24 protein-coding genes are annotated in these 25,430 nt (G+C 39.3%); 8 read left to right on the forward strand and 16 right to left on the reverse strand.

Annotation, left to right across the window (positions count from 1 at the left end; genetic code table 11):
* Position 1: 1 nt before the first annotated feature.
* From ABXZ32_RS15020 to ABXZ32_RS15030, 3 genes are read right to left on the reverse strand one after another with little or no spacing between them, the layout of a single operon-like run.
* Positions 2-1,303, reverse strand: a complete 1,302-nt coding sequence (locus tag ABXZ32_RS15020; RefSeq protein WP_354619506.1) for a DASH family cryptochrome — start codon at positions 1,301-1,303, stop codon at positions 2-4.
* A 36-nt stretch (positions 1,304-1,339) separates the two neighbouring features.
* A complete protein-coding gene (locus ABXZ32_RS15025; protein WP_082591044.1) occupies positions 1,340-1,474 on the reverse strand; it encodes a DUF2256 domain-containing protein in 135 nt (44 codons plus the stop codon).
* Entirely contained in the window at positions 1,464-2,108 is a 645-nt protein-coding gene (locus ABXZ32_RS15030; protein ID WP_354619507.1) for a flavin reductase family protein, read from the reverse strand. The genes ABXZ32_RS15025 and ABXZ32_RS15030 overlap by 11 nt, the downstream gene beginning before the upstream one ends.
* Positions 2,109-2,268: 160 nt before the next feature.
* Between ABXZ32_RS15030 and ABXZ32_RS15035 the strand changes: the two genes are divergently transcribed.
* Entirely contained in the window at positions 2,269-3,609 is a 1,341-nt protein-coding gene (locus tag ABXZ32_RS15035) for an FAD-dependent oxidoreductase (protein ID WP_354619508.1), read from the forward strand.
* Positions 3,610-3,679: 70 nt separating this feature from the next.
* Here the strand turns inward: ABXZ32_RS15035 and ABXZ32_RS15040 are convergent, their stop codons facing one another.
* Both ABXZ32_RS15040 and ABXZ32_RS15045 read right to left on the reverse strand, forming a co-directional pair.
* Positions 3,680-4,459, reverse strand: a complete 780-nt coding sequence (locus ABXZ32_RS15040) for a zinc ribbon domain-containing protein (protein WP_354619509.1) — start codon at positions 4,457-4,459, stop codon at positions 3,680-3,682.
* Positions 4,460-4,462: 3 nt separating this feature from the next.
* Complete coding sequence (locus ABXZ32_RS15045; protein ID WP_354619510.1) at positions 4,463-5,557, reverse strand: Nif3-like dinuclear metal center hexameric protein; 1,095 nt, start codon at positions 5,555-5,557, stop codon at positions 4,463-4,465.
* Positions 5,558-5,606: 49 nt separating this feature from the next.
* Here ABXZ32_RS15045 and lpxK point away from each other — a divergent pair, with 49 nt between their 5' ends.
* Positions 5,607-6,599: a tetraacyldisaccharide 4'-kinase gene (gene lpxK, locus ABXZ32_RS15050; RefSeq protein WP_354619511.1), complete on the forward strand. Its 993-nt coding sequence runs from the start codon at positions 5,607-5,609 to the stop codon at positions 6,597-6,599.
* Here the strand turns inward: lpxK and ABXZ32_RS15055 are convergent.
* The 9 genes from ABXZ32_RS15055 to ABXZ32_RS15095 all read right to left on the reverse strand — a co-directional run bounded on the left by ABXZ32_RS15055 (position 6,594) and on the right by ABXZ32_RS15095 (position 15,516).
* Positions 6,594-8,819, reverse strand: coding sequence for a hybrid sensor histidine kinase/response regulator (locus ABXZ32_RS15055; protein WP_354619512.1), 2,226 nt, complete (start codon positions 8,817-8,819; stop codon positions 6,594-6,596). The genes lpxK and ABXZ32_RS15055 overlap by 6 nt on opposite strands.
* The gene (gene gap, locus ABXZ32_RS15060; RefSeq protein ID WP_354619513.1) at positions 8,816-9,826 is read right to left on the reverse strand and encodes a type I glyceraldehyde-3-phosphate dehydrogenase; all 1,011 of its coding nucleotides are present in this window, start codon (positions 9,824-9,826) and stop codon (positions 8,816-8,818) included. The genes ABXZ32_RS15055 and gap overlap by 4 nt, the downstream gene beginning before the upstream one ends.
* Positions 9,827-9,877: 51 nt before the next feature.
* Complete coding sequence (gene lipA, locus ABXZ32_RS15065) at positions 9,878-10,753, reverse strand: lipoyl synthase (protein WP_354619514.1); 876 nt, start codon at positions 10,751-10,753, stop codon at positions 9,878-9,880.
* 138 nt (positions 10,754-10,891) lie between these two features.
* Positions 10,892-11,458 carry an RNA polymerase sigma factor gene (locus ABXZ32_RS15070; RefSeq protein WP_354619515.1) on the reverse strand — a complete coding sequence of 189 codons (567 nt, stop codon included), beginning with the start codon at positions 11,456-11,458 and terminating at the stop codon, positions 10,892-10,894.
* Positions 11,459-11,489: 31 nt separating this feature from the next.
* Positions 11,490-11,699 (reverse strand): membrane or secreted protein, encoded by a 210-nt coding sequence (locus ABXZ32_RS15075; protein ID WP_354619517.1) that lies wholly within the window; start codon positions 11,697-11,699, stop codon positions 11,490-11,492.
* Between the two features lie 76 nt (positions 11,700-11,775).
* On the reverse strand, positions 11,776-12,534 hold the full coding sequence (locus tag ABXZ32_RS15080; protein WP_354619518.1) for an anti-sigma factor: 759 nt from the start codon (positions 12,532-12,534) through the stop codon (positions 11,776-11,778).
* On the reverse strand, positions 12,531-13,097 hold the full coding sequence (locus tag ABXZ32_RS15085; RefSeq protein ID WP_354619519.1) for an RNA polymerase sigma factor: 567 nt from the start codon (positions 13,095-13,097) through the stop codon (positions 12,531-12,533). The genes ABXZ32_RS15080 and ABXZ32_RS15085 overlap by 4 nt, the downstream gene beginning before the upstream one ends.
* Positions 13,098-13,309: 212 nt before the next feature.
* Complete coding sequence (gene murB, locus ABXZ32_RS15090; protein ID WP_354619520.1) at positions 13,310-14,326, reverse strand: UDP-N-acetylmuramate dehydrogenase; 1,017 nt, start codon at positions 14,324-14,326, stop codon at positions 13,310-13,312.
* Positions 14,326-15,516 carry a pyridoxal phosphate-dependent aminotransferase gene (locus ABXZ32_RS15095; protein ID WP_354619521.1) on the reverse strand — a complete coding sequence of 397 codons (1,191 nt, stop codon included), beginning with the start codon at positions 15,514-15,516 and terminating at the stop codon, positions 14,326-14,328. Before ABXZ32_RS15095 ends, murB begins: the two co-directional genes overlap by 1 nt.
* 151 nt (positions 15,517-15,667) lie before the next feature.
* Between ABXZ32_RS15095 and ABXZ32_RS15100 the strand changes: the two genes are divergently transcribed.
* Positions 15,668-17,002, forward strand: a complete 1,335-nt coding sequence (locus ABXZ32_RS15100) for a PDZ domain-containing protein (RefSeq protein ID WP_354619522.1) — start codon at positions 15,668-15,670, stop codon at positions 17,000-17,002.
* 42 nt (positions 17,003-17,044) lie between these two features.
* Here the strand turns inward: ABXZ32_RS15100 and ABXZ32_RS15105 are convergent, their stop codons facing one another.
* On the reverse strand, positions 17,045-17,422 hold the full coding sequence (locus tag ABXZ32_RS15105) for a DUF1573 domain-containing protein (RefSeq protein ID WP_408017344.1): 378 nt from the start codon (positions 17,420-17,422) through the stop codon (positions 17,045-17,047).
* A 198-nt stretch (positions 17,423-17,620) separates the two neighbouring features.
* Between ABXZ32_RS15105 and ABXZ32_RS15110 the strand changes: the two genes are divergently transcribed.
* The 3 genes from ABXZ32_RS15110 to ABXZ32_RS15120 all read left to right on the forward strand — a co-directional run bounded on the left by ABXZ32_RS15110 (position 17,621) and on the right by ABXZ32_RS15120 (position 22,698).
* Entirely contained in the window at positions 17,621-20,251 is a 2,631-nt protein-coding gene (locus tag ABXZ32_RS15110; RefSeq protein WP_354619524.1) for a valine--tRNA ligase, read from the forward strand.
* 110 nt (positions 20,252-20,361) lie between these two features.
* Positions 20,362-20,952 (forward strand): hypothetical protein, encoded by a 591-nt coding sequence (locus ABXZ32_RS15115; RefSeq protein ID WP_354619525.1) that lies wholly within the window; start codon positions 20,362-20,364, stop codon positions 20,950-20,952.
* Positions 20,953-21,135: 183 nt separating this feature from the next.
* Positions 21,136-22,698, forward strand: coding sequence for an SDR family NAD(P)-dependent oxidoreductase (locus tag ABXZ32_RS15120; protein ID WP_408017366.1), 1,563 nt, complete (start codon positions 21,136-21,138; stop codon positions 22,696-22,698).
* A 57-nt stretch (positions 22,699-22,755) separates the two neighbouring features.
* Here ABXZ32_RS15120 and ABXZ32_RS15125 read toward each other — a convergent pair whose 3' ends face one another.
* Complete coding sequence (locus tag ABXZ32_RS15125) at positions 22,756-23,187, reverse strand: doxx family protein (RefSeq protein ID WP_354619527.1); 432 nt, start codon at positions 23,185-23,187, stop codon at positions 22,756-22,758.
* A 276-nt stretch (positions 23,188-23,463) separates the two neighbouring features.
* On the opposite strand from ABXZ32_RS15125, the gene ABXZ32_RS15130 reads away from it, so the two are divergent.
* Positions 23,464-24,744, forward strand: coding sequence for a sensor histidine kinase (locus ABXZ32_RS15130; RefSeq protein WP_354619529.1), 1,281 nt, complete (start codon positions 23,464-23,466; stop codon positions 24,742-24,744).
* A complete protein-coding gene (locus tag ABXZ32_RS15135) occupies positions 24,728-25,429 on the forward strand; it encodes a response regulator transcription factor (RefSeq protein ID WP_354619530.1) in 702 nt (233 codons plus the stop codon). Before ABXZ32_RS15130 ends, ABXZ32_RS15135 begins: the two co-directional genes overlap by 17 nt.
* Position 25,430: the final 1 nt, after the last annotated feature.

Here is a 25,430-nt window from a genome sequence, read left to right on the forward strand (position 1 = left end):
ATTAAAATAAGGTTTCCTGTAGCCATAAATTTTGAAATTTTCCAGATGGGTCATACATTTCTGTTTGTCTCCCAATATTAAATTTACGATCCCTGGGATCGTTGCCAACCCCGCTGTTGTACATCCAATTGCCCCAATTGCTATGTACATCGTAGTCTATCAGCATACTTTCAAAATAGGCTGCTCCAATTCGCCAATCCTGGCAGATTTCTTTAGACCAAAAACTGGCTACGTTTTGTCGACCTCGGTTGCTCATCCATCCGGTGAGTGCCAATTCCTTCATGTTGGCATTCACGAACGGATATGGGGTATTTCCGGTAATCCACTGGTACCTTAACTTTTCGTCTGTTCCCCACTCGTATTGCTTGTTGAGTAGACCCCCTATTTGGAAAATCTTATTTCCATGTTTAAGGGAAACATATTTAAAATAGTCGCGCCAAATGAGCTCAAAGATAAGCCAGTAGGTATCTTGATTTTTTTGAATTTCCCTCTCAAAACGTTTTACTTCCCAATAGATAGTTCGGGGAGAAATACTTCCATTGGCCAACCAAGGAGAAAGTTTGGAACTGTAAGCCTCTCCCACAAGTCCATTTCTAGTTTTCTTATAGATGGCCAAGTTTTTGGTTTCCCAAAAATAGGTATGAATGCGCTCTAAGGCTTTGGTTTCTCCACCTTTAAAAGGAAAGGCAGTCCTCCTGTCCAGGGAGAACGACTCAAGCCCCAAATCTTCGAGGGTTGGTAACACGGTAGTATTATCCACTAAGTTTTTAAGCGGCCTAGGTTGTAGTTTAGGCAAGCAGGGCTTTATATGGGAATATTTCTCACACTTTTTGCGAAAGGCGGTAAACACCTCTGGAATATTTTGATAACTCTCGTAAGGTATGTCCTCCGGATGAAATAGAAATTGGTCATAGCTTTCTTCCAAGTGTATGGATAGGGGCAATTTTGAGGTCACAGCTGTTAGGACGTTGCGTTCTTCCTCTGTCCATTCCTTTTGAAGGTAAAGGGCATCTATTTTGTATTCGCTCACCAAGGCAGGGATAATATCTTCTGGTCGCTGATGATAAACGAATAGGGGAATATTGAGTTTTTCAAGATTATTTTTGAGATCGATAACCGACTCTAGTAAGAAATTGGCCCTATATTTTTCGGTCTTTTTAAAGCCAAAAGTTCCATAGTCAAATTGTCTGGGATCAAAACAATATACGCCAATGACCTTGTTGTTATCGTCTGCACAGGCCTTGGACAAGGATTGATTGTCCTCTATTCTCAAATCATTTCTAAACCAGACTAAATTGTTCATAGGAGGCAATGTATCTTTATGTCTTAGATATTTTGATTATTTATTACGGCGGCAACGCTCACTGCAATATTTTACTTCTTCCCAGTTCTTTTCCCACTTTTTGCGCCATGTAAAGGGAAGTCCGCAGGTATTACAAATTTTACTGGGCAAATGTTGTTTTTTATGAGCCATGGAGCAGGGAATGGGATTCTTGATCGGGCTTTGCATAGGAAAACCGGTCCAGGACACGAGGTAGGGCATACCCGTCCAAACCAATAATTGCTGTTGTGTCGGCTTTATCCAGTTGTACCCATCCGTCTTCGTGCACAATGTCTTTTGGTACATAGAGATCCATGACTTCCCCGACAATTAGAAGACATCCATTCTCTTTTATTTCATATTCGTTGACATACCTGCAACCTAATTTTATATGACTTTCCTTAACAAAGGGAGCTTGGAATTCATTGATATATTCCTCATTCAAATGAGTTTTGGCGAACTCCGAAACATCGTCATCATATTTTGCAGATGTTTCATGGGCGTCTTTAATGATAGCACTGGGGATTTGGTTTACCGTAAAGTATCCCGATGCTTTAAAATTATCATACGTGTTCCTCTTTACCGTTAGCGGTCGGAGAATGAACCCCAACATGGGGGGATTGCTGCCAATGTGGACCACAGAATTGAAAATAGCGACATTGGTTATTCCCTTTTGGGATTTTGTTGCCAAAAGATTGGAAGACTTATATCCGGTACAGCTGTTGATGAGATTGGCCCTGAACCTAGAATTCAATAATTGAAGCTGTTCTTTGGAGTAATGGATCATAAAAAAGTAATTGTTTAACAAATATAATAAAAAATTAAACAAAATATAAAGTATTGATGATTCCCCTCCATATCCACTTGATATAACATTATAACTAAGAGTTGTGTTTTTTAAATTTAGTATTTTTACAACTTAACATTATTTCCCCTTGCGGGCAAGCATGGCAAAAACTCCTAAAAACATTGCAATAGTTGGTTCAGGACTGGTAGGTTCTTTATTGGCGCTTTATTTAAGAAAGGCAGGGCATTCCATCACAGTATTCGATCGTAGGCCTGATATAAGAAATGTTCAATTTTCCGGTCGTTCCATTAACCTGGCAATGAGCAATAGGGGATGGAAGTCCTTGAGGGCCGTAGGGATAGAGGATGAGATTAAAAAGATTGCAATTCCTCTGGATAAACGTGCAATGCACGTGGTAGGTCAGCCATTGTACTTTCAGAAATACGGCAAGGACGGAGAGGCCATTTGGTCTATCTCCAGAGGGGTGTTGAACAGAAGGATGATCGATTTGGCGGAGGAAGCCGGAGTTGAGTTTCGGTTTGAGGAGAAGGTGTGGGATGTAGATCTGCCCAATGCCAAGATATTTACAGGAGAAACAGAGAAAGGTGTATGGGAAGAATATGACTATGATGTTATTTTTGGTTGCGATGGTGCTTTTTCAAGGGTAAGGCATAAAATGCAACGTCGTAGTAGATTTGATTATACACAGGAATTTATAGATGTAGGTTATAAGGAGCTTACCATACCGGCCAATGCTGATGGCACCCATAAGTTAGACAAGCATTCCTTCCATATATGGCCAAGGGGCAAGTTTATGTTCATCGCAATGCCAAATTTGGATGGCAGCTTTACCTGTACCTTATTTTTGCCTTTCGAGGGAGAGGTTTCATTTGAAAGTATTAAGACCAAAGAGGATGCTAAAAACTTCTTTACGGCATATTTCCCAAATGTTATGCAGGATATTGAAAATTTGACCCAAGATTTTTTCAGCAATCCCACAAGTGCCATGGTAACCATAAAGTGTTATCCGTGGACATATTGGGACAAGGTAGCTTTAGTAGGCGATTCAGCCCATGCCATTGTTCCTTTTTATGGTCAGGGAATGAATGCCGGATTTGAAGATATTTATGTGCTCTGTGAGCTGTTGGATAAGAGTGGCGATGATTGGAGCTCCGCATTCGAGGCCTATCAAGAAATGCGAAAGCCCAATGCAGATGCGATAGCCGAATTGAGTTATCGTAACTTTATGGAAATGAGCAGTAAAACGGCAGATCCCAAATTTTTATTACAGAAAAAGATCGAACGCCGCTTCTCTGAGAAATATCCCGATAAATGGATTCCAAGTTATTCAAGAGTAACCTTTTCAGATGCGTCGTATGCCGAGGCATTGGCCATAGGGGATGCACAGGAAGGGATTATGAAACAGATAATGCAAATGCCACAGATTGAAGAAAAATGGGATAGCCAAGAGGTAGAGCAGCGCATTTTGGAATTGCTATAAATGAAATTTGAACCCAATAAAAAAGCCAGCTAAATTAAGCTGGCTTTTTTTATATATCTATGTATTGTTCTTATAATTTAGAGAACAATTTTTGCATTTTCTCTTGTTCTTCTTCTGCTAAAACAGGATCTACCAAGATTCTTCCGCTATGCTCATCCGTAATGATTTTTTTACGTGAAGCAATTTCTACCTGCACTTGTGGCGGGATAGTAAAGAAAGAACCTCCTGATGCTCCTCTTTCAATTGGAACAACGGCTAGTCCGTTTTTAACATTTTGTCGAATACGTTTGTAGGCTTTAACCAAGCGCTCTTCAATCTGCTCTTCGTATTCAGCAGATTTCTTTATCAATGCCTTTTCTTCCTTTTCAGTTTCCGCCAAGATAGCATCCAATTCACTTTTCTTGTGCTTTAGATGAGCTTCTCTTTCTGATAAACGTTCTTTCGTTTGGGAAATAACTTCTTTTTTCTGCTCTATTTGAACTTTGAATTCCTTGATGTTCTTTTCAGCCAATTGAATTTCCAGTTCCTGAAATTCCACTTCTTTTGTCAAAGAGTTGAACTCTCTACTGTTCCTTACGTTCTTTTGTTGTTCGGTATATTTCTTTACCAGAACTTTAGATTCGTCAATAAGGTTCTTTTTGGCAGTTATCTCATAGTTGATGGTTTCAACATCGGTTTTTAACTTATCCAATCTTGTCTTAAGGCCAAGCACCTCATCTTCTAAATCTTCTACTTCCAAAGGTAATTCTCCACGAACATTTCGTATCTCGTCAACCCTAGAATCAATTAATTGCAAATCATATAATGCTCTTAATTTTTCTTCTGCTGTTGCTTCTGTTTTTGTTGCCATATATTAAAAATACTTGATGGGATTTGTTATGCTCTCCGCTAAAGAGATTGCAAAATTAGGAATTTTTTTTGTAAGATGGTCAACTAATAGATTTTTTGTAAACTGCTCTGTTTCAAAATGTCCAATATCTGCCAGTACAATTTTGTTCTCAGCCTCGTAAAATTGGTGATATTTAAGGTCAGCGGTAATAAAAATATCTGCTTTTGCCCCTTTGGCAGCGGAAATGGCAAAAGAACCACTGCCTCCCAAGACTGCCACTTTTTTGATCTTTTTACCCAAAAAACTGGAATGGCGCACACAGGCGACATTCATTTGTTTTTTCACCCAGTGCATGAAATCTTCTTCGCTCATGGCTTTTTCCAAAGTCCCGACCATTCCAATGCCTATATTCTGGTTTTTGTTCTCTAGGGTCTGTATTTCATAGGCGACCTCCTCGTAGGGATGTGCCTGTAGCAGGGCATTGATAATTTTACCCTGATCTCCTTTGGAATAGGTAACGCTGATCTGTGTTTCTTCCTCGTAATGGACCTTTCCAATTTCCCCTAACGTAGGTTTGGCATTTGGCCCTGCCATATAGCTCCCTATTCCATTGGTGGAAAAGCTACAATTGCTATAGTTCCCAATGTTCCCAGCCCCTGCTTCAAAGAGGGCTTCCTTGAGTACTTGGGCACTGTCCTTGGGAACATAGGTGGTCAATTTTTTAATGGTCCCTTTTTGTGGAATAAGGATTTTTGGATTTTGTATTCCTAAAACCTCACATATCTTGGAGTTGACACCAATGGGGGCATTGTCCAATGCGGTATGCATGCTATATAGGGCAATGTCATTTTTAATGCATTTGAGGACAACCCTTTCCACATAATTTTTGCCCGTAATTTTCTTCAATCCACTAAAAATGATCGGATGAAAGCTCACAATGAGATTACAGTTCTTCTCAATGGCCTCATCAACAACATTTTCCAAGGTGTCCAGGGTCACTAAAATACCTGATACCTCCATTTTTTTATCTCCGATGAGCAGACCTACATTGTCAAAATCCTCTGCATAATCCAATGGAGCCAATTCCTCTAGTATTCTGGTTACTTCGTTTACGATCATTTTTGAAATTTATAGCCCTTCAAAGATAAAATATTATATTTTCGTTCCGATGAAGGTACTCAGAAAAATAGGGTTTCCAATTTCCCTGGTCTATGGATTGGTAGTCTATATTAGAAATATACTGTTCGATAAGGGGATTTTTAAATCCACTTCCTTCAGTACGCCCACCATTTGTGTGGGAAACTTAAGTGTCGGCGGAACAGGAAAAACCCCCATGATAGAATATCTGATTGCACTTTTAAAGGAAAATCGCAAACTAGCAGTTCTAAGCAGGGGATATGGAAGGAAAAGCAAGGGTTTTATAAAGGCAGTACCATCTACCACAGTTGAGCAAATAGGGGATGAACCTTTTCAGATATATAGTAAATATCCTGAAGTCATAATGGTTGTAGATGCCGATAGGAGAAACGGAATCTCACTTTTGGAGGCACAAGAGAAGCCCGATCTCATCTTGTTGGATGATGCTTTTCAACATCGTAAGGTGCAACCTTCCTTTGCCATTCTTCTAACTGCCCACGGCCAGTTATATGTTGATGATTGGTTTTTGCCTACCGGGAATTTAAGGGATAGCAAAAAGGAGGCCCAAAGAGCCGATATTATTATGGTGACCAAATGTCCGCCCAATTTAAGGCAGGACGAGCAAGAAAAAATCATTAAAAAGTTACAACCCTTAAAACATCAACAGGTATTGTTCAGTAGTTTGGTTTATGATACCGTCTTACAAGGGGAAGGTAGCACCTTGGAGCTGCAAGATCTACGAGTCAAAAAGGTATTATTGGTTACGGGTATCGCGAATCCAATTCCATTGGTCACTTATTTGAAAGAAGCCTCAATAGCCTTTGAGCATCTGGAGTTTGGGGACCATCATTTTTTTACTGAAAGAGAAATAAACGCTTTTGATTCCAAAGAGCTCATCTTGACCACAGAAAAGGATTTTGTAAGGCTAAAGGGTAAGGTTGATAATCTTTATTATATCAAAATAGAGCACAAGTTGCTTGGAGAAGGCCGAAAGCAATTACAGGAAGCCTTGGCTTCTTTATGATGCTGGATTGTTGATTTTTGGAGAAAAGACATTCTGACCAATTTTTTGATAAAAAACTTCTGGCTTAAATGGTTTTGTCACCACATCATTGACCCCTGCAGCATAGAAACTTTCCAGACTGTCATCCAAAGAAATAGCTGTCAATGCAATGATGGGCAATGTGGTGTTGAATTTCCTTATTTCTATCGTCGCTTCCTCTCCACTAATACCTGGCATATGAATATCCATTAGTACAGCATCGTAGGTGTTGTTTCTCACCATTTCTATGGCATCCGTACCATTGCTCGCAATATCACAGGTCACTTCCTTTTTAAGAAGCATCTTTTTGGTAATGACTTGGTTGATCTTGTTATCCTCCACAATCAAAATATGCAGTCCAGTCAGGTCGTAATCCCTTTCGTGCATTTGGAAATTCATGTCGTCAATTTCACTGCCCTCAGTGGTTTTAAGCGTTAGCTCAAAAAAGAAGGAGCTACCTTTCCCAAGTTCACTTTTTAATTTGATCTTACTATCAAATAGTCCAAGTAAGCTCTTTACAATAGTAAGACCAAGCCCTGTACCTCCGTATTCCCTATTGATCTGTATGGATCCTTGTTCAAAACTATCAAAGATGTTTTCTTGTTTTTCAGGGGCAATTCCAATTCCTGTATCTTTTACCTCAAAATAAATAGTGACCTCATCCTCATGTTGTTCCTGAAGTTTGGTTATAACCGTTACCTCTCCCTTTTTGGTGAATTTAAGGGCATTTCCAACTAGGTTGATGAATATCTGGGATAATTTTAAAGGATCACTTAGTAAATGGCTAGGAATGTCCGGATCGTAATCCAAATTAATTACCGTCTTATTGGCTTTGGCACTTTGTTGTAATGAGTTGATGACTTCTGTAAGGACCTTTTTAAGGCTGAATTTTACATTTAAAGGTTCCAACTTATCGGCATCAATTTTATTGATTTGTAAGATGTCATTGATGAAATTCAATAAATAATCCCCAGAAAATTTCAGCGCTTTTAAATGCTCTTCTTGTTTTTTGCTTGGATTTTCTTCCAAAAGCAAATGCGTGAGTCCCGTAACCGCATATAATGGGGTCCGCAATTCGTGGCTTACTGTTGATAGGAAATTGGTCTTGGCCTCCATGGACTGCACTGCGGCATCCCTGGCGGTTTGTAGTTCCCTATTTTTAGTATGTAATAAGTCGTTTGTTTTTAGTTTAATCTGATTGTTCCTGTATAATGAAACGGCCAAAAGTGATATTATGGTCAAAAAGGCGGAAGTCAAAATGGCCGTAATCTCAGAACGGCTAGAAGATTCATTCAATTCTTTTATTTCAACATCCTGCTTTTTAATGGTGCTCTCCATTAACTCTCCTCGTAACTGATCGGCAGTTTTGACTTGGGCGTTAATTTTTTCAATGGCAATCAAGGAATCTTTGATCTGGAGAAGATTTCTGTTGTAAACCAGTGCAGAATCGAATTGTCCCAATTTCTCAAAGGTTTTTCCCAACAATTCATTGGCTTCCAATATTTCTTGATGGAAATCATTATCCCGAGCAAGGTTCAACGCATTGGTTCCATTTTTTGCGGCCGAATCCAAACTGTCCAGGGCTATATTCAATTTTGTTAGCCCCAAATAAGCTTTTGTGGTCAGATAAGCCTTCTCATGAATATCGCTATTGACTACCAAAGAATTGAAATTCTTGGAAGCAACCCTATATTTTTCAATTTTGAGGGAGATGTTTGCCTCCAACAAAGAGATTAGGTTTAAAAGATGTCTGTCATTGCTAAGACTTCTGGCCTCTTCAAGCAAGTCTAAGGCTTGGTAAGGTTTTCCGTTTCTAAAATAATTAAGGGCTTCAATATACTGGTGGGTGGCATTACCGTGCGGGTATGTTATCTCCCGAAGATATATTTCTGCACGTTCATAATAAAAAAGTGCATTGTCTTCCCGTTCCAGCTTGAGATTTAATAAAGAGATTTCGTGATAGCTATCGATAATGGTCTTTATATCCTCATTTTCCTCAGCCAGATTCGCGGCTTTGGCCATGGCTTTAATGGCAAGATCTATCTTGTTTTGGTTCTTGAATTTTCTTGCTTCTGAGAAATACGCATCTATGTCCTTCACAGGAGGCTTAATATCCTGAGCGGAAATAAAATGAAAAGTGGACATGATCACCACCATCAATAGGAATTTTACATTCCTTGTATATCTAAATTTAATTCTCAAACGTACTTTTTCTTGATCAATAAATTAATTAGGTCAATAATTCTGCAACTGTATCCCGTTTCATTATCATACCAGCCGATGATTTTAACCATTTTTCCAATTACGGAAGTCATCTGAGAATCAAACGTACAAGAATAAGAACTATTGTTTATATCAATAGAAACTATAGGGTCTTCTGTGTAAAAAATAATATTTTTTAATTCCTCATTGGAAATTTTTTCAAATGCCGTATTGATTTCCTGAATGGATGTCTCTTTTTTTACATTCAAAGTAATATCAGTCAAAGAGCCGTTTGGCACGGGAACACGTATGCCACAGCCCCCGATAACGTTGGCTAAATTCGGAAAAATGGTGGTCAAGGCCTTCGCTGCTCCAGTCGTAGTTGGTATTATGGATTGGGAGGCGGCCCTAGATCTTCTTAGATCCCTATGAGGTTGGTCATGCAGGCTTTGATCGGAAGTATAGGAATGTACTGTGGTTATGTAAGCTTGTTCTACCCCACAAAGGTCGTCAATGACCTTGATCATGGGAGCTGCGTTGTTGGTGGTGCATGAGGCATTGGAGATGATATGGTCATCCTCTGTAATAATTCCCTCGTTTACGCCATAGACAACCATTTTTATATTGTCGTCCACAGGAGGGGCAGATAAGATCACCTTCTTCGCTCCGTTATCCAAATGAAATTGAAGGTCCGCTTGGGTTTTAAACTTCCCAGTGGCCTCGATGACAATATCAACTTTATGAGCTGCCCAATTAATATGCTGGGGATGCTCATGACTTAGTAAAGCTATTTTTTTATCATTCACTAGGATATGGTTCCCTTCGTGTCCTATTTGATTTTGGGATACCCCATGGATACTGTCGTATTTTAATAAATGGGCCAGGGTTCTGGCATCGGCCAAATCATTAATTGCAACAACATTTAGGTGGGGATTGTCTAGCATTAACCTACAGACCGTTCTTCCTATTCTACCAAAACCATTGATACCAATATTTACTTTATTCATTTGAAAAAAATCCCGCATTAGCGGGATGGATTTAATATATGTAGGTTTTTATTAATCGATGTGCTTATGGGCCTTGTAGGAAGATCTGACCAAGGCTCCACTTTCTACATGTCTAAAGCCCATTTTTAGACCCAATTCTTCGTATTTTTTAAACTGTTCTGGAAGAATAAATTCTTTTACCGGTAAGTGTTTTTTGGAAGGCTGAAGGTATTGGCCAATGGTTATCACATCTACGTTTGCCCTTCTCAGGTCTTCCATGGTCTCTATTACCTCTTCTTCCAATTCTCCAAGTCCGAGCATTATTCCGGATTTGGTCCTTTTGGCACCATTGTCCTTTAAATACCTCAAAACTTCCAAACTTCTTTCGTATTTGGCTTGAATTCGTACTTCTCTCGTTAGTCTTTTGACCGTTTCCATGTTATGGGAAACAACCTCTGGCGAGACAGCTATAATACGGTCCAAATGGGTTTCTATTCCTTGGAAATCAGGAATTAGGGTTTCCAAGGTGGTATTTGGATTCATTCTTCGGATAGCCTTGACCGTTTCTGCCCAGATAATGGAACCCATATCTTTGATATCGTCCCTATCTACGGAAGTTATTACAGCATGCTTAATGCCCATAATTTTGATGGAACGGGCAACTTTTTCTGGTTCTTCCCAATCTACATCCTCAGGTCTTCCGGTCTTTACGCCGCAGAACCCACATGAACGGGTACAGACGTTTCCTAGGATCATAAAGGTTGCTGTTCCTTCACCCCAGCATTCGCCCATATTGGGACAGCTTCCCGAAGTACAAATGGTATGGAGATTATATTTATCTACCAGACCCCTTAGTTGGGTATATTTTTTTCCGGTAGGAAGTTTTACACGTAGCCATTTTGGTTTTCCTTTAGGTGGACTTACACTTTCTACGGTTTCAATGCTCATGCTCTAATTTTTTACAAAGATACGAAATGGGATTTGTATTATTCCATATTGGGAGATGAACCAAAATGATAAAACATAGTTATTTTAGGAATTTTGATATATATGAATGCGAATCCTAGTAAAATAGGGGAGAAGGGCTTATTTTTTGTTCTTGATCACTTCTGCCAGAAGTTTTTTGGCACGGAGTAATTTTACCTTTACATTATTGAGGGGTTCCTTAAGTTCCACTGCTATGTCGGCGTAACTCAACTCATTGAAGTACCTAAGGTTAATGACCTGTTGGTAATGGGGCTTTAACTGCTTTATATAATATAAAAGGGTAGCCAAGTCTTGCTCCCTTATCAGCTGGTCTTCTGCAGACGGGGCATCGTCCAAAACTCTTTTAATGGCCTCATTGCTGCCGTCACCGGTATTTTCAAAAATATTTCGTTTACGCTTCCGAATGAGATCTACATGTAAATTCTTGGAAATGGCGATCAACCACGTATTGAAGTCGTAGGTGTCGTCGTAGGTGTCAATTTTATCAAAAGCTTTTGAAAATGTCTGGATAGTAATATCCTCAGCGTCATTCTCATTTCTGGTCCTTATGAGCTGAAACCCATATACATTATTCCAATAGGTGTCCAATAACGTGCTAAAGGCTATCTGATTTCCCAGTTTAGCCTTTTCTATGGTAATCTTAAGTGTGTCTTTAGTTTTGTCCAAACAGAGTTCTTAATAAGCGGCAGAAGGTACTTTAAGGAAGTTCCGTTACTGTATCTTTTTTGCAATCTTGCTCGCTGGGAAGTTTTCCGCAGAAACCACAAGCTTCTCCATCCTGGTTTAAAAAGGGACTCTGGCTGGCACAAGTACCGGCAAATTTTCCGTCTTTCTTAGACCAGATTTTTATCGCTATTCCAGCAAATCCTATAGCTAATAGACCAATAGTCAATAGTAATAGTTTCATATCTAAATTTTGGTCAAAGATATAAAATTAATGGCCTTTAAAAGGGTATTTAGAACTACTTTAAGATTTGGACTTTTTAATAATTGATATTGGCCACTATATTTTCCACAGTAGGGGCCATATTGCCACCTTTTTGTTCAATGGTAATATATCCGATAGCATTTTCAGCATACGGAAGGGCCAGCAATTTTTCTTTGTCCGTTATTTCCTTTATGACGCCAAGGTTTACCATTTCGCCATTGACCTCCGCCCACATTTGGAAACACTTATCCTCTGGTAACTCGGGCAGATTCCTTAGGTTGAGATAGGATAGTTTTTTAACAGGGTTGATATAGGCTATGGCCTTAAGGTCCCTAGCATTTTTGTTCCCTTTTACGTTATATTTTTTGGTCAAAGGATTGTTCAGAACAATGAATTGGTTCCTGACATCTTCCAATTGCTCCCTCATATCTTCCTCTAAAGTCTTGATCTTATTGGAGACAATGGTGTTTTCCTGCATAAGATTTTGGTTCTGGTCCCAAAAGAAGTAAGAGGAGCCAGCAAATATAAATACGGCCACACTGGCGGCCACGGCATATCTAGTAAATCTTTTACGCAAAGAATTTTGGGCCTTTATGGTGCTCAAGATTTTTTCCTTAAGACCATCCGGTGTTTTTATAGCGTGCAATTTTGCATAGGCCTCTAAATTTTCCTGAAGTTCAAGGTACATCTCCCTAACTTCTGGATGCATGGCTATGTATCTTTCTACCTGTAATGTCTCTTCCTTGGTAGTGGAACCGATTAGGTATTTTTCCAACAGATCGGAATCTAGGAATATTTTTATTTTATCTTTCATGACCATATACTTATTAGAGACAATAGCACCATAGAAGAGCCGTAAATTTTCTTTAACTCCCGAAGCCCGATTTTTAATCTAGATTTTATGGTTCCCAAGGGTATCTCCAGTTCATCACTGGCCTCTTGTTGCGTCATCCCCTGAAAAAAGAGGGCATCTAACACAATTTGATACTTGGATTCCAACTTGTCCAAATGTTCTCGAACATCCATTAACTCTGGCCTAGTGCTTTCTACGCCTATTCTATATACGTCGGAAACATCCATTTGGATTTCCTTGTCGGTTTTTGTGTTTACGCTCCTCAATTTGTCTATGGCCGTATTCCTCGTAATACGAAATAGCCATGTGAAAAGCTTGGCTTTGGAAGAATCATAGGAGTCCGACTTTTTCCAAATCTTTACAAAACTTTCTTGAACGATATCTTGGGCAAGGTCGTGATCTTTGACCACCTTATAGGCAACCCCGAACAAGGTATCCCCATAATGCTCATAGAGAAGGGAAATGGCTTTTTCATTTCGCTCCTGCAACAATTCAACAATATGTTTTTCTAGAAGTACGCTCATAAATTAAATTGCGTTTAGAGAATTTTAACGCTATTGAAAAATCCAAGGGTACCTAAGTACCGTAAATACATTTGAACGCTAAGGTATAAAATTGATGGCTAACATGATTTTATAACCTGTTTTTAATAAGATAAGTGTACAACTGGTAATTGTACATTTAAGTTTGGTTAGTTTGGTTTGGTTTGACCCCCGGTGATTTTAATCGTCGGGGGTTATTTTATAATATTCACTTCAGGTATAATTTCTATTTGAAACTTGTCCCATACCTTCTTTTGGATCGTCTGTGCCAATTCTATAATTTCCTTTCCGCTGGCATTTCCGTAATTGACCAAGACCAAAGCTTGGTTTTTATGTACACCCGCATCACCAAATCTTTTACCCTTGAACCCACTTTGTTCTATAAGCCATCCTGCAGGAACCTTGTACTCTTGGTCTGATACCTTATAGTAATGGGCTTCCGGATTGTGTTTAATAAAGAGTTCAAATTCATTTTTGGTCAGCACCGGATTTTTGAAAAAGCTCCCGCTATTTCCCAATTCCTTAGGATCTGGCAACTTACTTTTTCTAATTGCCACCACGGCATTGGAAACGTCTTTAATGGTAGGGTTTAAAACCTGCTGCTGTTCCATTTCAGTTTCAATGGCCCCGTATGAGGTATTCAGTTGGTGGTCTTTTTTTGTAAGCCTAAAATTAACAGAGGTGATGATATATTTACCCTTGCCCTCATTTTTAAAAAAGGAATCCCTATACCCAAACTGACAATCCTCTTTTGAAAACGTTTTCAGTTCCAAAGTGTCCACATCCATAGCTTGGCAGCTTACAAAACAATCTTTTAGTTCCACCCCGTAGGCGCCGATATTCTGAATAGGGGCCGTTCCTGTAAATCCGGGGATCAGTGATAAGTTTTCAAGGCCACCATAATTGTGGTCCAGGGTCCAAAGTACCATTTCGTGCCAGTTCTCTCCGGCCATCACCTTTAGAACAACATGGTTTTCATCCTCCTTTTCCACAAAAATTCCTTTTATGTGGATGTACAGCACCAAAGCACTGATATCTTTGGTGATCAGCATATTGCTGCCACCGCTTAGGATGAATTTCTCAGGGTAGCCTTCCAATTCAAGGGCTTCCCTCAATTCGGCCAAGGAAGTGATCTCACAAAAGTACCTTGCTTTGGCATCTATGCCAAAGGTGTTGTATTGTTTTAAGGATATGTTCTCTTGTATTGTCATTATCCCTTATAGACTTCCAAAGCTGCCTTTAATATTTGAACGGCCCTTGTGATGTTTTCCTTATCCAAAACATAGGCGATTCTGATTTGATTTTTTCCTAACCCTTCAGTGGCATAAAATCCGGCTGCAGGAGCCACCATTACCGTTTCCCCATTGAGTTCGAATGATTCCAATAGCCATTGTGCAAAATGGTCAGCATCTGCAATAGGAAGCTGCGCAATACAATAAAAAGCACCTTGGGGTTTGGCAACTTTGATGCCCTTAATTTTTTCTAACTCGGAAATTAGGAGGTTTCTTCGAGCGACATATTCAACCTTTACATCGTCAAAGTAGCTCTGTGGGGTCTCTAATGCTGCTTCGGAGGCTATTTGTGCATAGGTTGGTGGGGATAACCTGGCCTGGGCAAATTTGAGCGCAGTTTTAATAACTTCCTTGTTTTTGGAAACCAAACAACCAATTCTTGCACCGCACATACTATATCTTTTGGATACCGAGTCTACCACTATGGCATTGTCCTCCAATCCTTCTACTTGTAGTACGGAATAATGTTCTTTGCCTTCATAGGTAAATTCCCTATAAACCTCATCGGCCACCAAGAACAAATTGTGTTTTTTGACAATTTTCGCCAATTTTTCAATCTCTTCCCTACTATAAAGGTAGCCTGTAGGATTTCCTGGGTTACAGATTAAAATAGCTTTGGTCTTTGGGGTAATAAGTTTTTCAAATTCCTCTATAGGAGGCAATGCAAAATTATCTTCGATTTTTGAAACTACGGGTACTACCGTAACCCCTGCCGCAGTGGCAAAGCCATTATAATTGGCATAGAAAGGCTCAGGAATGATGATTTCTTCATCAGTATCCATAATGGTGCCCATCACAAATGCCAAAGCTTCAGATCCACCTGTTGTAATGATTATTTCCGTTGCCGAAACGTGAATGTCGTTTTTAGCATAGTAGTTGGCCAATTTTTCACGATAGGCTTCAGAACCTTCTGTTCTGCTGTATTCCAATACCTCTAGGGTGTTGTTCTTTACAGCATCTAAGGCTATTTGAGGAGTTTTTATATCCGGTTGCCCGATATTCAAGTGAATTACTTTAGTGCCTCTTTTTTTAGCATCTTCAGCATAAGGCACTAATTTTCTGATAGGGGATTCGGGCATGGAACGCCCTTTTTGTGAAATAGTCGGCATGAATATTAATTTTCCACAAAAATGAGAAATCAATCCATACCACGCAATAAGATTGGGTTTATTTTATGCCACCAATTATATGTTAATGTATTATGACAATTGTTGTTAATTCCTTAATTTAAAGAAGTTTATGAAATTGAAATACTGAAATTTGGCCCGCCTATTAAAATATATCGCAATAATTATCTTTTGTTTTCCATTAATTTCCTTTGCCCAAGGATTTAAATTGGAGAGAGGTGAGAAATTTCAAAAGGTAAAATTCCAGCTCATCAACAATTTAATAATCATTCCTGTGGAAGTGAATGGGGCAAAGTTGTCCTTTCTGCTCGATTCAGGGGTGGGCACTCCAATCTTATTCAATCTCTCCGATCAGGACTCCGTACAAATCAAAAATGTCACCGAAATAACCATCAAAGGCTTGGGGGAAGGCAGTCATATGAAAGGGCTTAGTTCTGATGGTAATTTCTTTAAAATAAATTCTATTTCAAATAGGAGTCAGAAGTTGTATGTGGTTCTAGATAAGGACATTAATTTTTCCCCTAGTCTGGGCGTCCCGGTTCACGGAATCATTGGCTATGACCTTTTTAAAGATTTTGTAGTGGAAATTAATTACGGGTCCAAGATTATTAAATTCCACGACCCGAAGAGCTACAAGCCCAAACTCAGTAAAAATCAAGAAAGGCTTCCTTTAATTGTTGAAAATAAAAAGGCTTATGTAGACGGTAAGGTTTTTATGGGAAGTGGATCGGAAATACCTGTGAGGTTATTGGTGGATACTGGTAGTTCGGACGCCATCTGGCTTTTTGAAGATGAGGAAAAGGGCTTGGATATTCCTGAGAAGCATTATGAGGATTACCTGGGAAAAGGGCTCAGTGGCAATATTTTTGGAAAGCGAACTATGGTAGAAGGGTTTAAGTTGGGTAGCAATAGTTTAAAGGGCCCAAAGACTGCATTTCCAGATATGGAATCCTTTAATGCGATTAAGAATCTGGGGGAGCGCAATGGTAGTATTGGTGGCGAAATATTAAAGAGATTCAATATTGTTTTCAATTATGCGGAAAATGAGATCCTCATAAAAAGGAATGGTAATTTTAAGGCGCCATTTCTGTACAACCTTAGTGGGATAGAACTCATGCATGCGGGAATGCGTTATATCGCAGAGAAACTTACAGATGCCAGAGGTATTGTAAAAAATGATGAAAAGTCGTTTGGAGACGTGCAATTATTGATGGAAGGCAGGACGAGATTAAGTTTGGTACCAGAAATCGTTGTCTCCTCCATTCGCGCTGGAAGTCCGGCTCATGAGGCAGGATTGCAGGAGGGAGACTTAATACTTTCGGTCAATGGCAAGGGTGTTCATAAGTACAAACTCCAAGAAGTGCTTCAAATGATCAATGAAAGGGAAGGAAAAAGGGTTAAGCTGGTGATTGAGCGTTATAACCAAGATCTGCTTTTTTCCTTTGTTCTAAAAAAAGTATTCAAATAAAAAAAGCCCGCTATTGCGGGCTTTTAATAATGTGATTATAAATTAGGCTTTTACTTCGCCTTTAATCTTTAAAATAATTGTCGGCTGATCTGCATTGGAGATGACTGTGATCGCCTTTCTAATAGGTCCAACCCTGTTGGTATCATATTTTACTTGGATTTCGCCTTTCTCTCCTGGCATAATAGGACCTTCTGGTTTTTTAGGGATTGTACATCCACAACTAGAACTCACCTTGCTGATAATCAAAGGAGATGTTCCGGTGTTTGTAAATTCAAAAGCACGAACTCCATCACTGCCTTTTTCAACCACGCCGTAATCAACGGTATCCGTATTAAACTTAATTTTTGCAGTTTTATCCTGCGCGTTTAGGCTAATTCCTAATAGTCCAATAAATAATAATAGTACTATTTTTTTCATCATTTTTAGTTTTGGGTAAGATTCAAAAGTAAATGTTTTCACATCAACCTCCAAAATTCTTTTGTTATGTAATAACGTTACTTATTTTTGTTTCGTATTTCCAGCTTATCAAATGAGTAATGGATTTATTAAGGTTAACATTACTTATTTAAATAAATTGAACAATACCTATAAAGGGTAAGACAAAAACTATACCAAATAATGGAGATCCCATCAAAATACGAGCCCCAAAAGGCCGAAAACCGCTGGTATGACTACTGGATGGAACATAAATATTTCCACTCAGTACCAGATGAAAGAGAGCCTTATACCATTGTAATTCCCCCTCCAAATGTTACCGGGGTCTTACATATGGGGCATATGCTGAACAACACTATTCAAGATGTTCTGATCCGAAGAGCAAGACTAATGGGTAAAAACGCCTGTTGGGTGCCCGGTACGGATCATGCTTCTATTGCAACGGAAGCTAAAGTGGTTGCTAGATTAAAGGAAAGGGGCATCAATAAGGCCGATATAACCCGAGAGGAATTTTTAGGACATGCCTGGGACTGGACCAATGAGTATGGTGGCGTAATCTTGGAGCAATTGAAGAAATTGGGATGTTCCTGTGACTGGGATAGGACCAAGTTTACCATGGATGACAATATGTCCGCTTCCGTAATTAAGGTATTTGTTGACTTGTTCAACAAAGGTCAGATATACAGGGGGTACCGCATGGTGAACTGGGATCCGGAAGCTAAAACCACACTTTCTGATGAAGAAGTGATCTATGAGGAAAAGCAAGGCCTGTTATACTATTTGGAATATGGTATTGAAGGTTCGGATGAAACCGTAACCATTGCAACCACAAGACCAGAAACCATTTTAGGGGATACCGCCATTTGTATCAATCCAAATGATGAGCGATACAGCCACTTAAAAGGTAAAAAGGCAATTGTGCCCATATGCAATAGGGTGATCCCGATTATTGAGGATGAATATGTAGACGTGGAATTTGGTACAGGATGCTTAAAAGTAACTCCTGCCCACGATATTAATGACAAGGCTTTAGGAGAAAAGCATAATTTGGAAACCATAGATATTTTTAATGACGATGCTAGCCTTAACAGTTATGGTCTTCACTTCGAAGGCAAAGACAGGTTCGTAGTCAGAAAGGAAATCTCCAAAGAGTTGGAAGAGAAAGGGTTTTTGATAAAAAAAGAGCAACACCTCAATAAGGTGGGAACTTCCGAAAGGACCAAAGCGGTAATAGAGCCACGTTTGTCTGACCAGTGGTTCCTAAGAATGGAAGATTTGGTAAAGCCGGCCATCAAATCTGTTTTGGAAGATGAAGAAATCAAATTGTTTCCAAAAAAGTTTGAGAATACCTATCGCCACTGGATGGAAAATATCCGCGACTGGAATATCTCCAGGCAATTATGGTGGGGACAACAAATACCTGCCTATTATTTTGGGGATGGACAGGACGATTTTGTGGTCGCTGAGACCAAGGAGGAGGCATTGCTCCTTGCCCAGAAAAAATCTGGTAACTCTAATTTAACATCCATAGATCTTCGACAAGATGAGGATGCCTTGGATACATGGTTCTCTTCCTGGTTGTGGCCCATTAGTGTTTTTAATGGGATTTTGGAGCCGGAGAACAAGGAAATTGAATATTACTATCCTACCAATGATTTGGTGACCGGTCCGGACATTTTGTTTTTCTGGGTGGCCAGAATGATTGTTGCTGGATATGAATATAGAAGCGAAAAACCTTTTGAAAATGTATATCTAACAGGTTTGGTTAGGGATAAGCAAAGGCGTAAAATGTCTAAATCGTTGGGGAATTCACCAGACGCCCTACAGTTGATTAAGGATTATGGTGCTGATGGGGTGCGGGTTGGACTTTTATTGAGTTCCGCGGCAGGAAACGATTTAATGTTTGATGAGGCCCTATGTCAACAAGGGAAAAATTTTGCCAATAAGATCTGGAACGGGTTTAGGTTGGTTAAAAGATGGGAAGTGGCAGATTTGCCCCAGCCAGAATCTTCAAAACTGGGAATTGAATGGTACCATTCCAAATTCAACAAGACCTTATTGGAGATAGAGGACCATTTTAGCAAATACAGAATTTCAGATGCTTTGATGTCAATTTATAAATTGGTGTGGGATGATTACAGTTCGTGGTTGTTGGAAATTATAAAGCCTGCATACCAAAAGCCTATCGATAGGATCACGTTTGATGCAGTGATCGAAATATTTGAGAACAACCTTAAATTATTACATCCGTTCATGCCATTCCTAACAGAAGAAATATGGCAGCATATAGCTGAGCGTTCGCCTAAGGAGGCGCTGGTAGTGGCAAAATGGCCAAAGCCAAATACAGTAAATGAGAGTCTTATTGAAGGATTCGATTTTGCTGCCGATGTTATTGCCGGAGTCAGAACCATTAGAAAGGAAAAGAACATTCCCATGAAGGAATCTTTGGAACTGTCTGTATTGAACGAAGGCCAAATAGCAAATGATTGGGATGTGATTATAAGCAAGCTTACCAATGTGTCTACTATTTCCTATAGGGAAAGTCCGCTTGATGGAGCACTTACGTTTAGGGTGAAATCTAATGAATATTTTATTCCGATGAGCGGTGCAATTGATATTGATGCAGAGATAAAGAAGATCCATGAGGAATTGAAGTATACCAAAGGATTTTTGATATCTGTACAAAAGAAGCTCTCCAATGAGCGTTTCGTCAGTAATGCTCCAGAGCAGGTCATTGCATTGGAACGTCAAAAAGAGGCAGATGCAGTTGCCAAAATCGAGACCTTGGAAAAGAGCTTGGCCAGCTTGGAATAAAAGGTACTACATTTAATATGAAGCGTTTATCTTTTCATGGTTGAAAAGGTAAACGCTTTTTTATTTCTCTAATAAGCCGTCTTTTTTTATATTTAATAAAAGATAGAATTATGAAACCACTACTATTCATGTTGATCCTGTTATTGTTCTTTTCTTCATCGGCACAGGAGGTGAAAACTGAAATATTGCCAAAGGAAATTCAAATAAAAACAGCAGTGATACCTGCTCCAGATCAAAAAAAGAGTGAGGCCATGGTTTATGGATATGATGCCAATGGGAAATTCACCGTACTGAGGAAAGGATCCAATAACCTGGTATGTATTGCTGATAATCCAAATCAGGAAGGAATCAGTGTAGCCTGTTATTCTGTTCAATTGGAACCATTTATGAGACGAGGGAGGGAATTGGGAGCCGAGGGTATGGACGCCAAGGAAAAATTTGATATTCGGGGAGCGGAAGTTGCTGCGGGGAAATTAATGATGCCTAAAGATCCCAGTATGTTGTACATCTATTATGGAAGTGATGAGGCGTATGATAAAGCTTCGGGAACCTTGTCCGATGGTAAGTTTAGATATGTTGTTTATATTCCCTTTGCAACCATTGAATCTACGGGACTTCCAGATAAGCCACATGCTCCAGGAATGCCTTGGCTGATGGATCCTGGGACGTACAGGGCTCATATCATGATAGGGCCTTTTTAGAAATTAGTGACACTATCAATTCTTTATGTTGATATCATGATGCTTAGGTTTAAAACCGGCATTCGTAAGATTTCACAATGATCCATTGATCATTTGATGCCTTTTTATTGCTTTTTCAGATGAATTATACTGTACATTTGCACCGTTTTAAAAAAGAGCAATAATCCTGATTGTATGAGTATTATGAAGCCGAATGAGCCAAACGAACTGACATCGTCGGGGGTGAGTCTTGAGGAGATAGAGCAGTGTATTTCCATTTTGGATAGATTGGTGGACAATGCGCATCAGATTTTGGAATTGCCAGAAGATAAAAGAGTGGCCTTATTAAAAGCGGCAGGAATTCTTTCCAGACCGGATCGTCACGAGTTTAAACAACGTAAAAAAGATTCTGCCAAAGCTGCAAAGCGAAAAATGATAGAACGCGACAAACATGCGCGTAAGGAAACTGGGATTCGAAGTGCTAGAGAGGCGGCAGTATTTGTGGCGCCTAAATTGTTGCCCATGCCATCTAAAGAGCAGTTGGAAGAGAGGGAATTGGAATCACCACGAAATTGCTACGTCTGTAAAACAGTCTATACCAAATTACATCACTTTTATGATACCATGTGCCAGGATTGTGGGGACTTCAATTACGCCAAACGATTCCAGACTGCTGACTTAACAGGTCAAGTAGCGGTGGTAACAGGTTCCAGATTGAAAATAGGATACCATATTGCCTTAATTTTATTGCGTTCAGGTGCTACGGTGGTTGCAACAACCCGTTTTCCGGTTGATGCTGCCTTGCGTTTTTCCAAGGAAGAAGATTTTATGCAATGGGGACATCGATTAAGAATCCATGGTCTTGATCTCCGTCATATTCCCAGCGTAGAAATTTTCTGCAATTTTATAGAACAGCAGTACGACAGGTTAGATATCTTGATAAACAATGCAGCACAAACGGTGCGAAGACCAGCGGGCTTTTACCAACACCTAATAAAAAATGAGGAATTGCCCATAGAGCAATTACCTCAGTTTGCACAGGAAGTTCTTTCCGATCACAATTACTGTTTGCAGGAATTAAAATCTTTGGGTAAAGGAACATCTACGGAACAAAACAACGCCCTGCCGGTAAATTGGCACGCTCCAGAACCTGGCATCGGGATTAGGGCTTCCGCTAAGCTATCACAGATTCCCTATAGTTTTGACAATTCACTTTCCACCAAGGAAGTATTTCCAGAGGGAGAATTTGATGCAGACCTACAACAGGTCGATTTGAGGAAAACCAATAGCTGGCGTTTAAAATTGGGGGAGATAGAGACCCCGGAAATGATAGAAGTGCAATTGGTGAATGCAATAGCACCATTTGTACTCTGCAACCGCTTGTCTAGATTGATGAGGCAGGAAAACACGGGTAAAAAGCATATTATCAATGTTTCGGCAATGGAAGGCAAGTTCCATCGTTTTTACAAGGAAGACAGGCATCCCCACACCAATATGGCCAAAGCGGCCTTGAATATGATGACACATACCTCTGCCCTCGACTTTGCAAAGGATGGGGTATACATGAATGCCGTCGATACCGGTTGGGTGACAGATGAGGACCCTGTGGAACTTTCCAAAAGAAAGGTTGAGGTTCATGATTTTCAACCACCTTTAGATATTGTTGATGGGGCTGCAAGGGTCTTGGATCCACTGATAGATGGTATTAATACCGCAAAGCATTGGACCGGAAAATTCCTGAAGGATTATCATCCAATAGATTGGTAATAGTAAAGATGGCAGGTTAAAGTCTAACCTCTTAAAGTACAGGATTTGAGAGTTGCTCTACTCCATGGATCTCTCCGGGAGCAGACTTAGTAGGGCACCGATAATCACAATATTCTTTGCAATATATTGTCCTAGCAATGTGGGCACAAATATAGTTTCGTTAAATGTAAGTTCTGGAAAAAAAATAAAGGGGGTAAAGGTCATGCCCATATGGACCAATGCCATAATAATTATAGTTCTCCGGTATGTTTGGGCAATTAGTAGTACCCCCACGAGTGTTTCCCAAAAGGCCAAGATATAGATGGCAATGGAAGACGGGATAAGGCCATGGGTTAGTTTAGCAATTGTGTGGATCGCCAAATCTTCGGCCGGACTCATCGCTGAAAAGAATTTTAATGATCCAAACCAAACATATACCAGTCCAATACAGATGGAAAGAATCTGATCTTTAGAAATTCTTGTGGTAATATGTAGGTAGATTTCTTTCATTGTTTTTTATCAGCATTATTCTAAATGCTAGAGGTATCCATGGTTTGCAAGGCCAAAAACAAAAAGCTAACCAATCATTGGTTAGCTTTGAGTGACTAATTATTTATGAATGTACTTGCAATGAAATTGAATTGGAATTAACTATTGACTAAATTAAGCAGATTTGCCATTGGTTGAGGTTAACGATAGGTAAAGAAGATTAATGAAAAGTTAATGGGCATAATAAATTATTGAGAAAGGCAAAATAGCCCATTTTTGTATTATTTTGGGCTTGGTTTGAAAAGACGGAAATTACATATCGTTATATTTATAGTTGCGGTGCTCGGCCTGTTCATCGTACAGTACCAATATTTACGGATTGGACTAAATCTAGCCAAAGTGCAGTTCAGTAAAAATATGGGTATTGCCAGTCAGGCTATAAAAAAGGACTTGTTCGAAGAAAATGAACTTACATTTTTAATTGGCAAGTCGATCACAAAGGATGATTCCTATTTTAAACTTAGTATGGACAGTGTACAAAGTGCCACTGGACATTTTTTCAATGACTTTTTAAAAGATAGGTTGGCTGTCAATGGTATTGCAACCGATTTTTCATATCAATTATTCTCCAGGGATTCTACGGATTACCTAACATCACCCATCGTTTTTAGGGAAGGTGACAAGTTAAATGCCTATCCAATAGAATTGGACGGGTACCTGCCTGCTTTAGTAGGCAAAAGCTTGGTGCTTGAGCTTCAATTCAAAGATATTAATACCTACTTTTTATTTCAGTTGAACGGGCTCACCATTCCCAGTCTCATATTTATGTTGGCCATTATTATGGTGGTCATTTGGGTGCTGAGGTCTTTTTATTGGCAAGGAAAACTTATTACCACCACCAACGAATTCATTAATAATCTAACCCATGAATTAAAAACTCCTGTATTCTCTATAGGGTTGGCTACCAAAATTCTGGAAAAGGATTTAGATGAAAAACACAAACCTATAGTTGCCATTATCCGGCAGCAGATGGAAAGATTGAAAGTCCATATAGATAAGGTTTTGGAATTGGGAAGTATGGAGAACAATAGAAAAGTCTTGGTTTTTACGGATGCTGATTTTAGGCCTGTATTGAAACGGCTTTGTGAGGAGTTTCAGACTTTGGGAGCATTGGAGAACCTTCAATTTTCATATGAATTGCAGGATGGGGAATATCACTTGAGTGCAGCGGTTTCCCATTTAGAAAATGCGATCATTAATTTATTGGAGAATGCCAAAAAGTATTCTGAAGATCCTAAAATACATTTAGAAGCCTATATGGATAAAAAGTTTCTGGTGGTAAGTGTCAGGGATAATGGAATAGGAGTGGATAAAAAAGACCAGCAACGTATTTTTGATAAATATTTCAGGGTAACTCAAGGTAACCTACATACGGTGAAAGGATATGGACTTGGATTACATTATGTGAAGCATGTTGTTGATAGTCATAATGGCCATATAAAAGTGGAAAGTGAGCTCGGCAAAGGCACCACAATTACAATAGAAATCCCTTTAAAGAAAAATGGAAAAAGAGTATAGCATATTATTAGTTGAGGACGACCCATCTCTAGGGTATTTGCTCACAGAGTATTTAAAGATGAAGGGGTTTGAAATTACTTGGGCAAAATCTGGTAAGGAGGGATTAAAGAATATTGAAAGCAATTACTATGATTTGGCCATTTTGGATGTAATGATGCCTGAAATGGACGGGTTCACCCTTGCCGGGAAGATTCAGAATGTGGCTCCTGAGTTACCGTTTTTGTTTTTAACGGCGAGATCTTTAAAAATCGACGTCCTAAAAGGATTTGCCCTTGGGGCCGTGGATTATCTGAAAAAACCAATTGATGAAGAAGAATTGGTGGTGCGTATTGAAAGCCTTTTGTCCAGATTGGGTAAAAAAACTGTTGTTGCCCATGAGGATAAAAATTATTCTATTGGTAAATATCGATTGAACAGTGTCAATCAAGAATTGAGTTTTGAAAATGAGGTAACATCTCTGACCAGTAGGGAAAATGAACTATTGGTTTATCTGGTCAATAACCCTAATCAGCTCTGCTCCCATAAGGATATCCTAATTCATTTGTGGGGTAAGAACGATTACTTCAATAGAAAGAGTTTAAATGTATTCGTTTCCCATTTAAGGAGGTACCTCAGTAAAGATCCAAGTATAAAGATTGATAATGTACACGGCCAAGGTTTTATCCTAAAAGTAAATTCTCCCTGAG

This window comes from Sediminicola luteus, from assembly GCF_040566555.1.
Classification (GTDB): domain Bacteria; phylum Bacteroidota; class Bacteroidia; order Flavobacteriales; family Flavobacteriaceae; genus Sediminicola.

Excerpts from the sequence above, each read along its gene's own strand:
- murB (WP_354619520.1), bottom strand. The coding sequence starts at position 14,326 with ATGACAATACAAGAGAACATATCCTTAAAACAATACAACACCTTTGGC.
- ABXZ32_RS15115 (WP_354619525.1), top strand. The coding sequence starts at position 20,362 with ATGAAACCACTACTATTCATGTTGATCCTGTTATTGTTCTTTTCTTCA.
- ABXZ32_RS15105 (WP_408017344.1), bottom strand. The coding sequence starts at position 17,422 with ATGATGAAAAAAATAGTACTATTATTATTTATTGGACTATTAGGAATT.
- ABXZ32_RS15035 (WP_354619508.1), top strand. The coding sequence starts at position 2,269 with ATGGCAAAAACTCCTAAAAACATTGCAATAGTTGGTTCAGGACTGGTA.
- ABXZ32_RS15025 (WP_082591044.1), bottom strand. The coding sequence starts at position 1,474 with ATGGCTCATAAAAAACAACATTTGCCCAGTAAAATTTGTAATACCTGC.
- ABXZ32_RS15110 (WP_354619524.1), top strand. The coding sequence starts at position 17,621 with ATGGAGATCCCATCAAAATACGAGCCCCAAAAGGCCGAAAACCGCTGG.
- ABXZ32_RS15075 (WP_354619517.1), bottom strand. The coding sequence starts at position 11,699 with ATGAAACTATTACTATTGACTATTGGTCTATTAGCTATAGGATTTGCT.
- ABXZ32_RS15020 (WP_354619506.1), bottom strand. The coding sequence starts at position 1,303 with ATGAACAATTTAGTCTGGTTTAGAAATGATTTGAGAATAGAGGACAAT.
- ABXZ32_RS15080 (WP_354619518.1), bottom strand. The coding sequence starts at position 12,534 with ATGAAAGATAAAATAAAAATATTCCTAGATTCCGATCTGTTGGAAAAA.
- lpxK (WP_354619511.1), top strand. The coding sequence starts at position 5,607 with ATGAAGGTACTCAGAAAAATAGGGTTTCCAATTTCCCTGGTCTATGGA.
- lipA (WP_354619514.1), bottom strand. The coding sequence starts at position 10,753 with ATGAGCATTGAAACCGTAGAAAGTGTAAGTCCACCTAAAGGAAAACCA.
- ABXZ32_RS15095 (WP_354619521.1), bottom strand. The coding sequence starts at position 15,516 with ATGCCGACTATTTCACAAAAAGGGCGTTCCATGCCCGAATCCCCTATC.
- ABXZ32_RS15135 (WP_354619530.1), top strand. The coding sequence starts at position 24,728 with ATGGAAAAAGAGTATAGCATATTATTAGTTGAGGACGACCCATCTCTA.
- gap (WP_354619513.1), bottom strand. The coding sequence starts at position 9,826 with ATGAATAAAGTAAATATTGGTATCAATGGTTTTGGTAGAATAGGAAGA.
- ABXZ32_RS15085 (WP_354619519.1), bottom strand. The coding sequence starts at position 13,097 with ATGAGCGTACTTCTAGAAAAACATATTGTTGAATTGTTGCAGGAGCGA.
- ABXZ32_RS15030 (WP_354619507.1), bottom strand. The coding sequence starts at position 2,108 with ATGATCCATTACTCCAAAGAACAGCTTCAATTATTGAATTCTAGGTTC.
- ABXZ32_RS15120 (WP_408017366.1), top strand. The coding sequence starts at position 21,136 with ATGAAGCCGAATGAGCCAAACGAACTGACATCGTCGGGGGTGAGTCTT.
- ABXZ32_RS15045 (WP_354619510.1), bottom strand. The coding sequence starts at position 5,557 with ATGATCGTAAACGAAGTAACCAGAATACTAGAGGAATTGGCTCCATTG.
- ABXZ32_RS15040 (WP_354619509.1), bottom strand. The coding sequence starts at position 4,459 with ATGGCAACAAAAACAGAAGCAACAGCAGAAGAAAAATTAAGAGCATTA.
- ABXZ32_RS15125 (WP_354619527.1), bottom strand. The coding sequence starts at position 23,187 with ATGAAAGAAATCTACCTACATATTACCACAAGAATTTCTAAAGATCAG.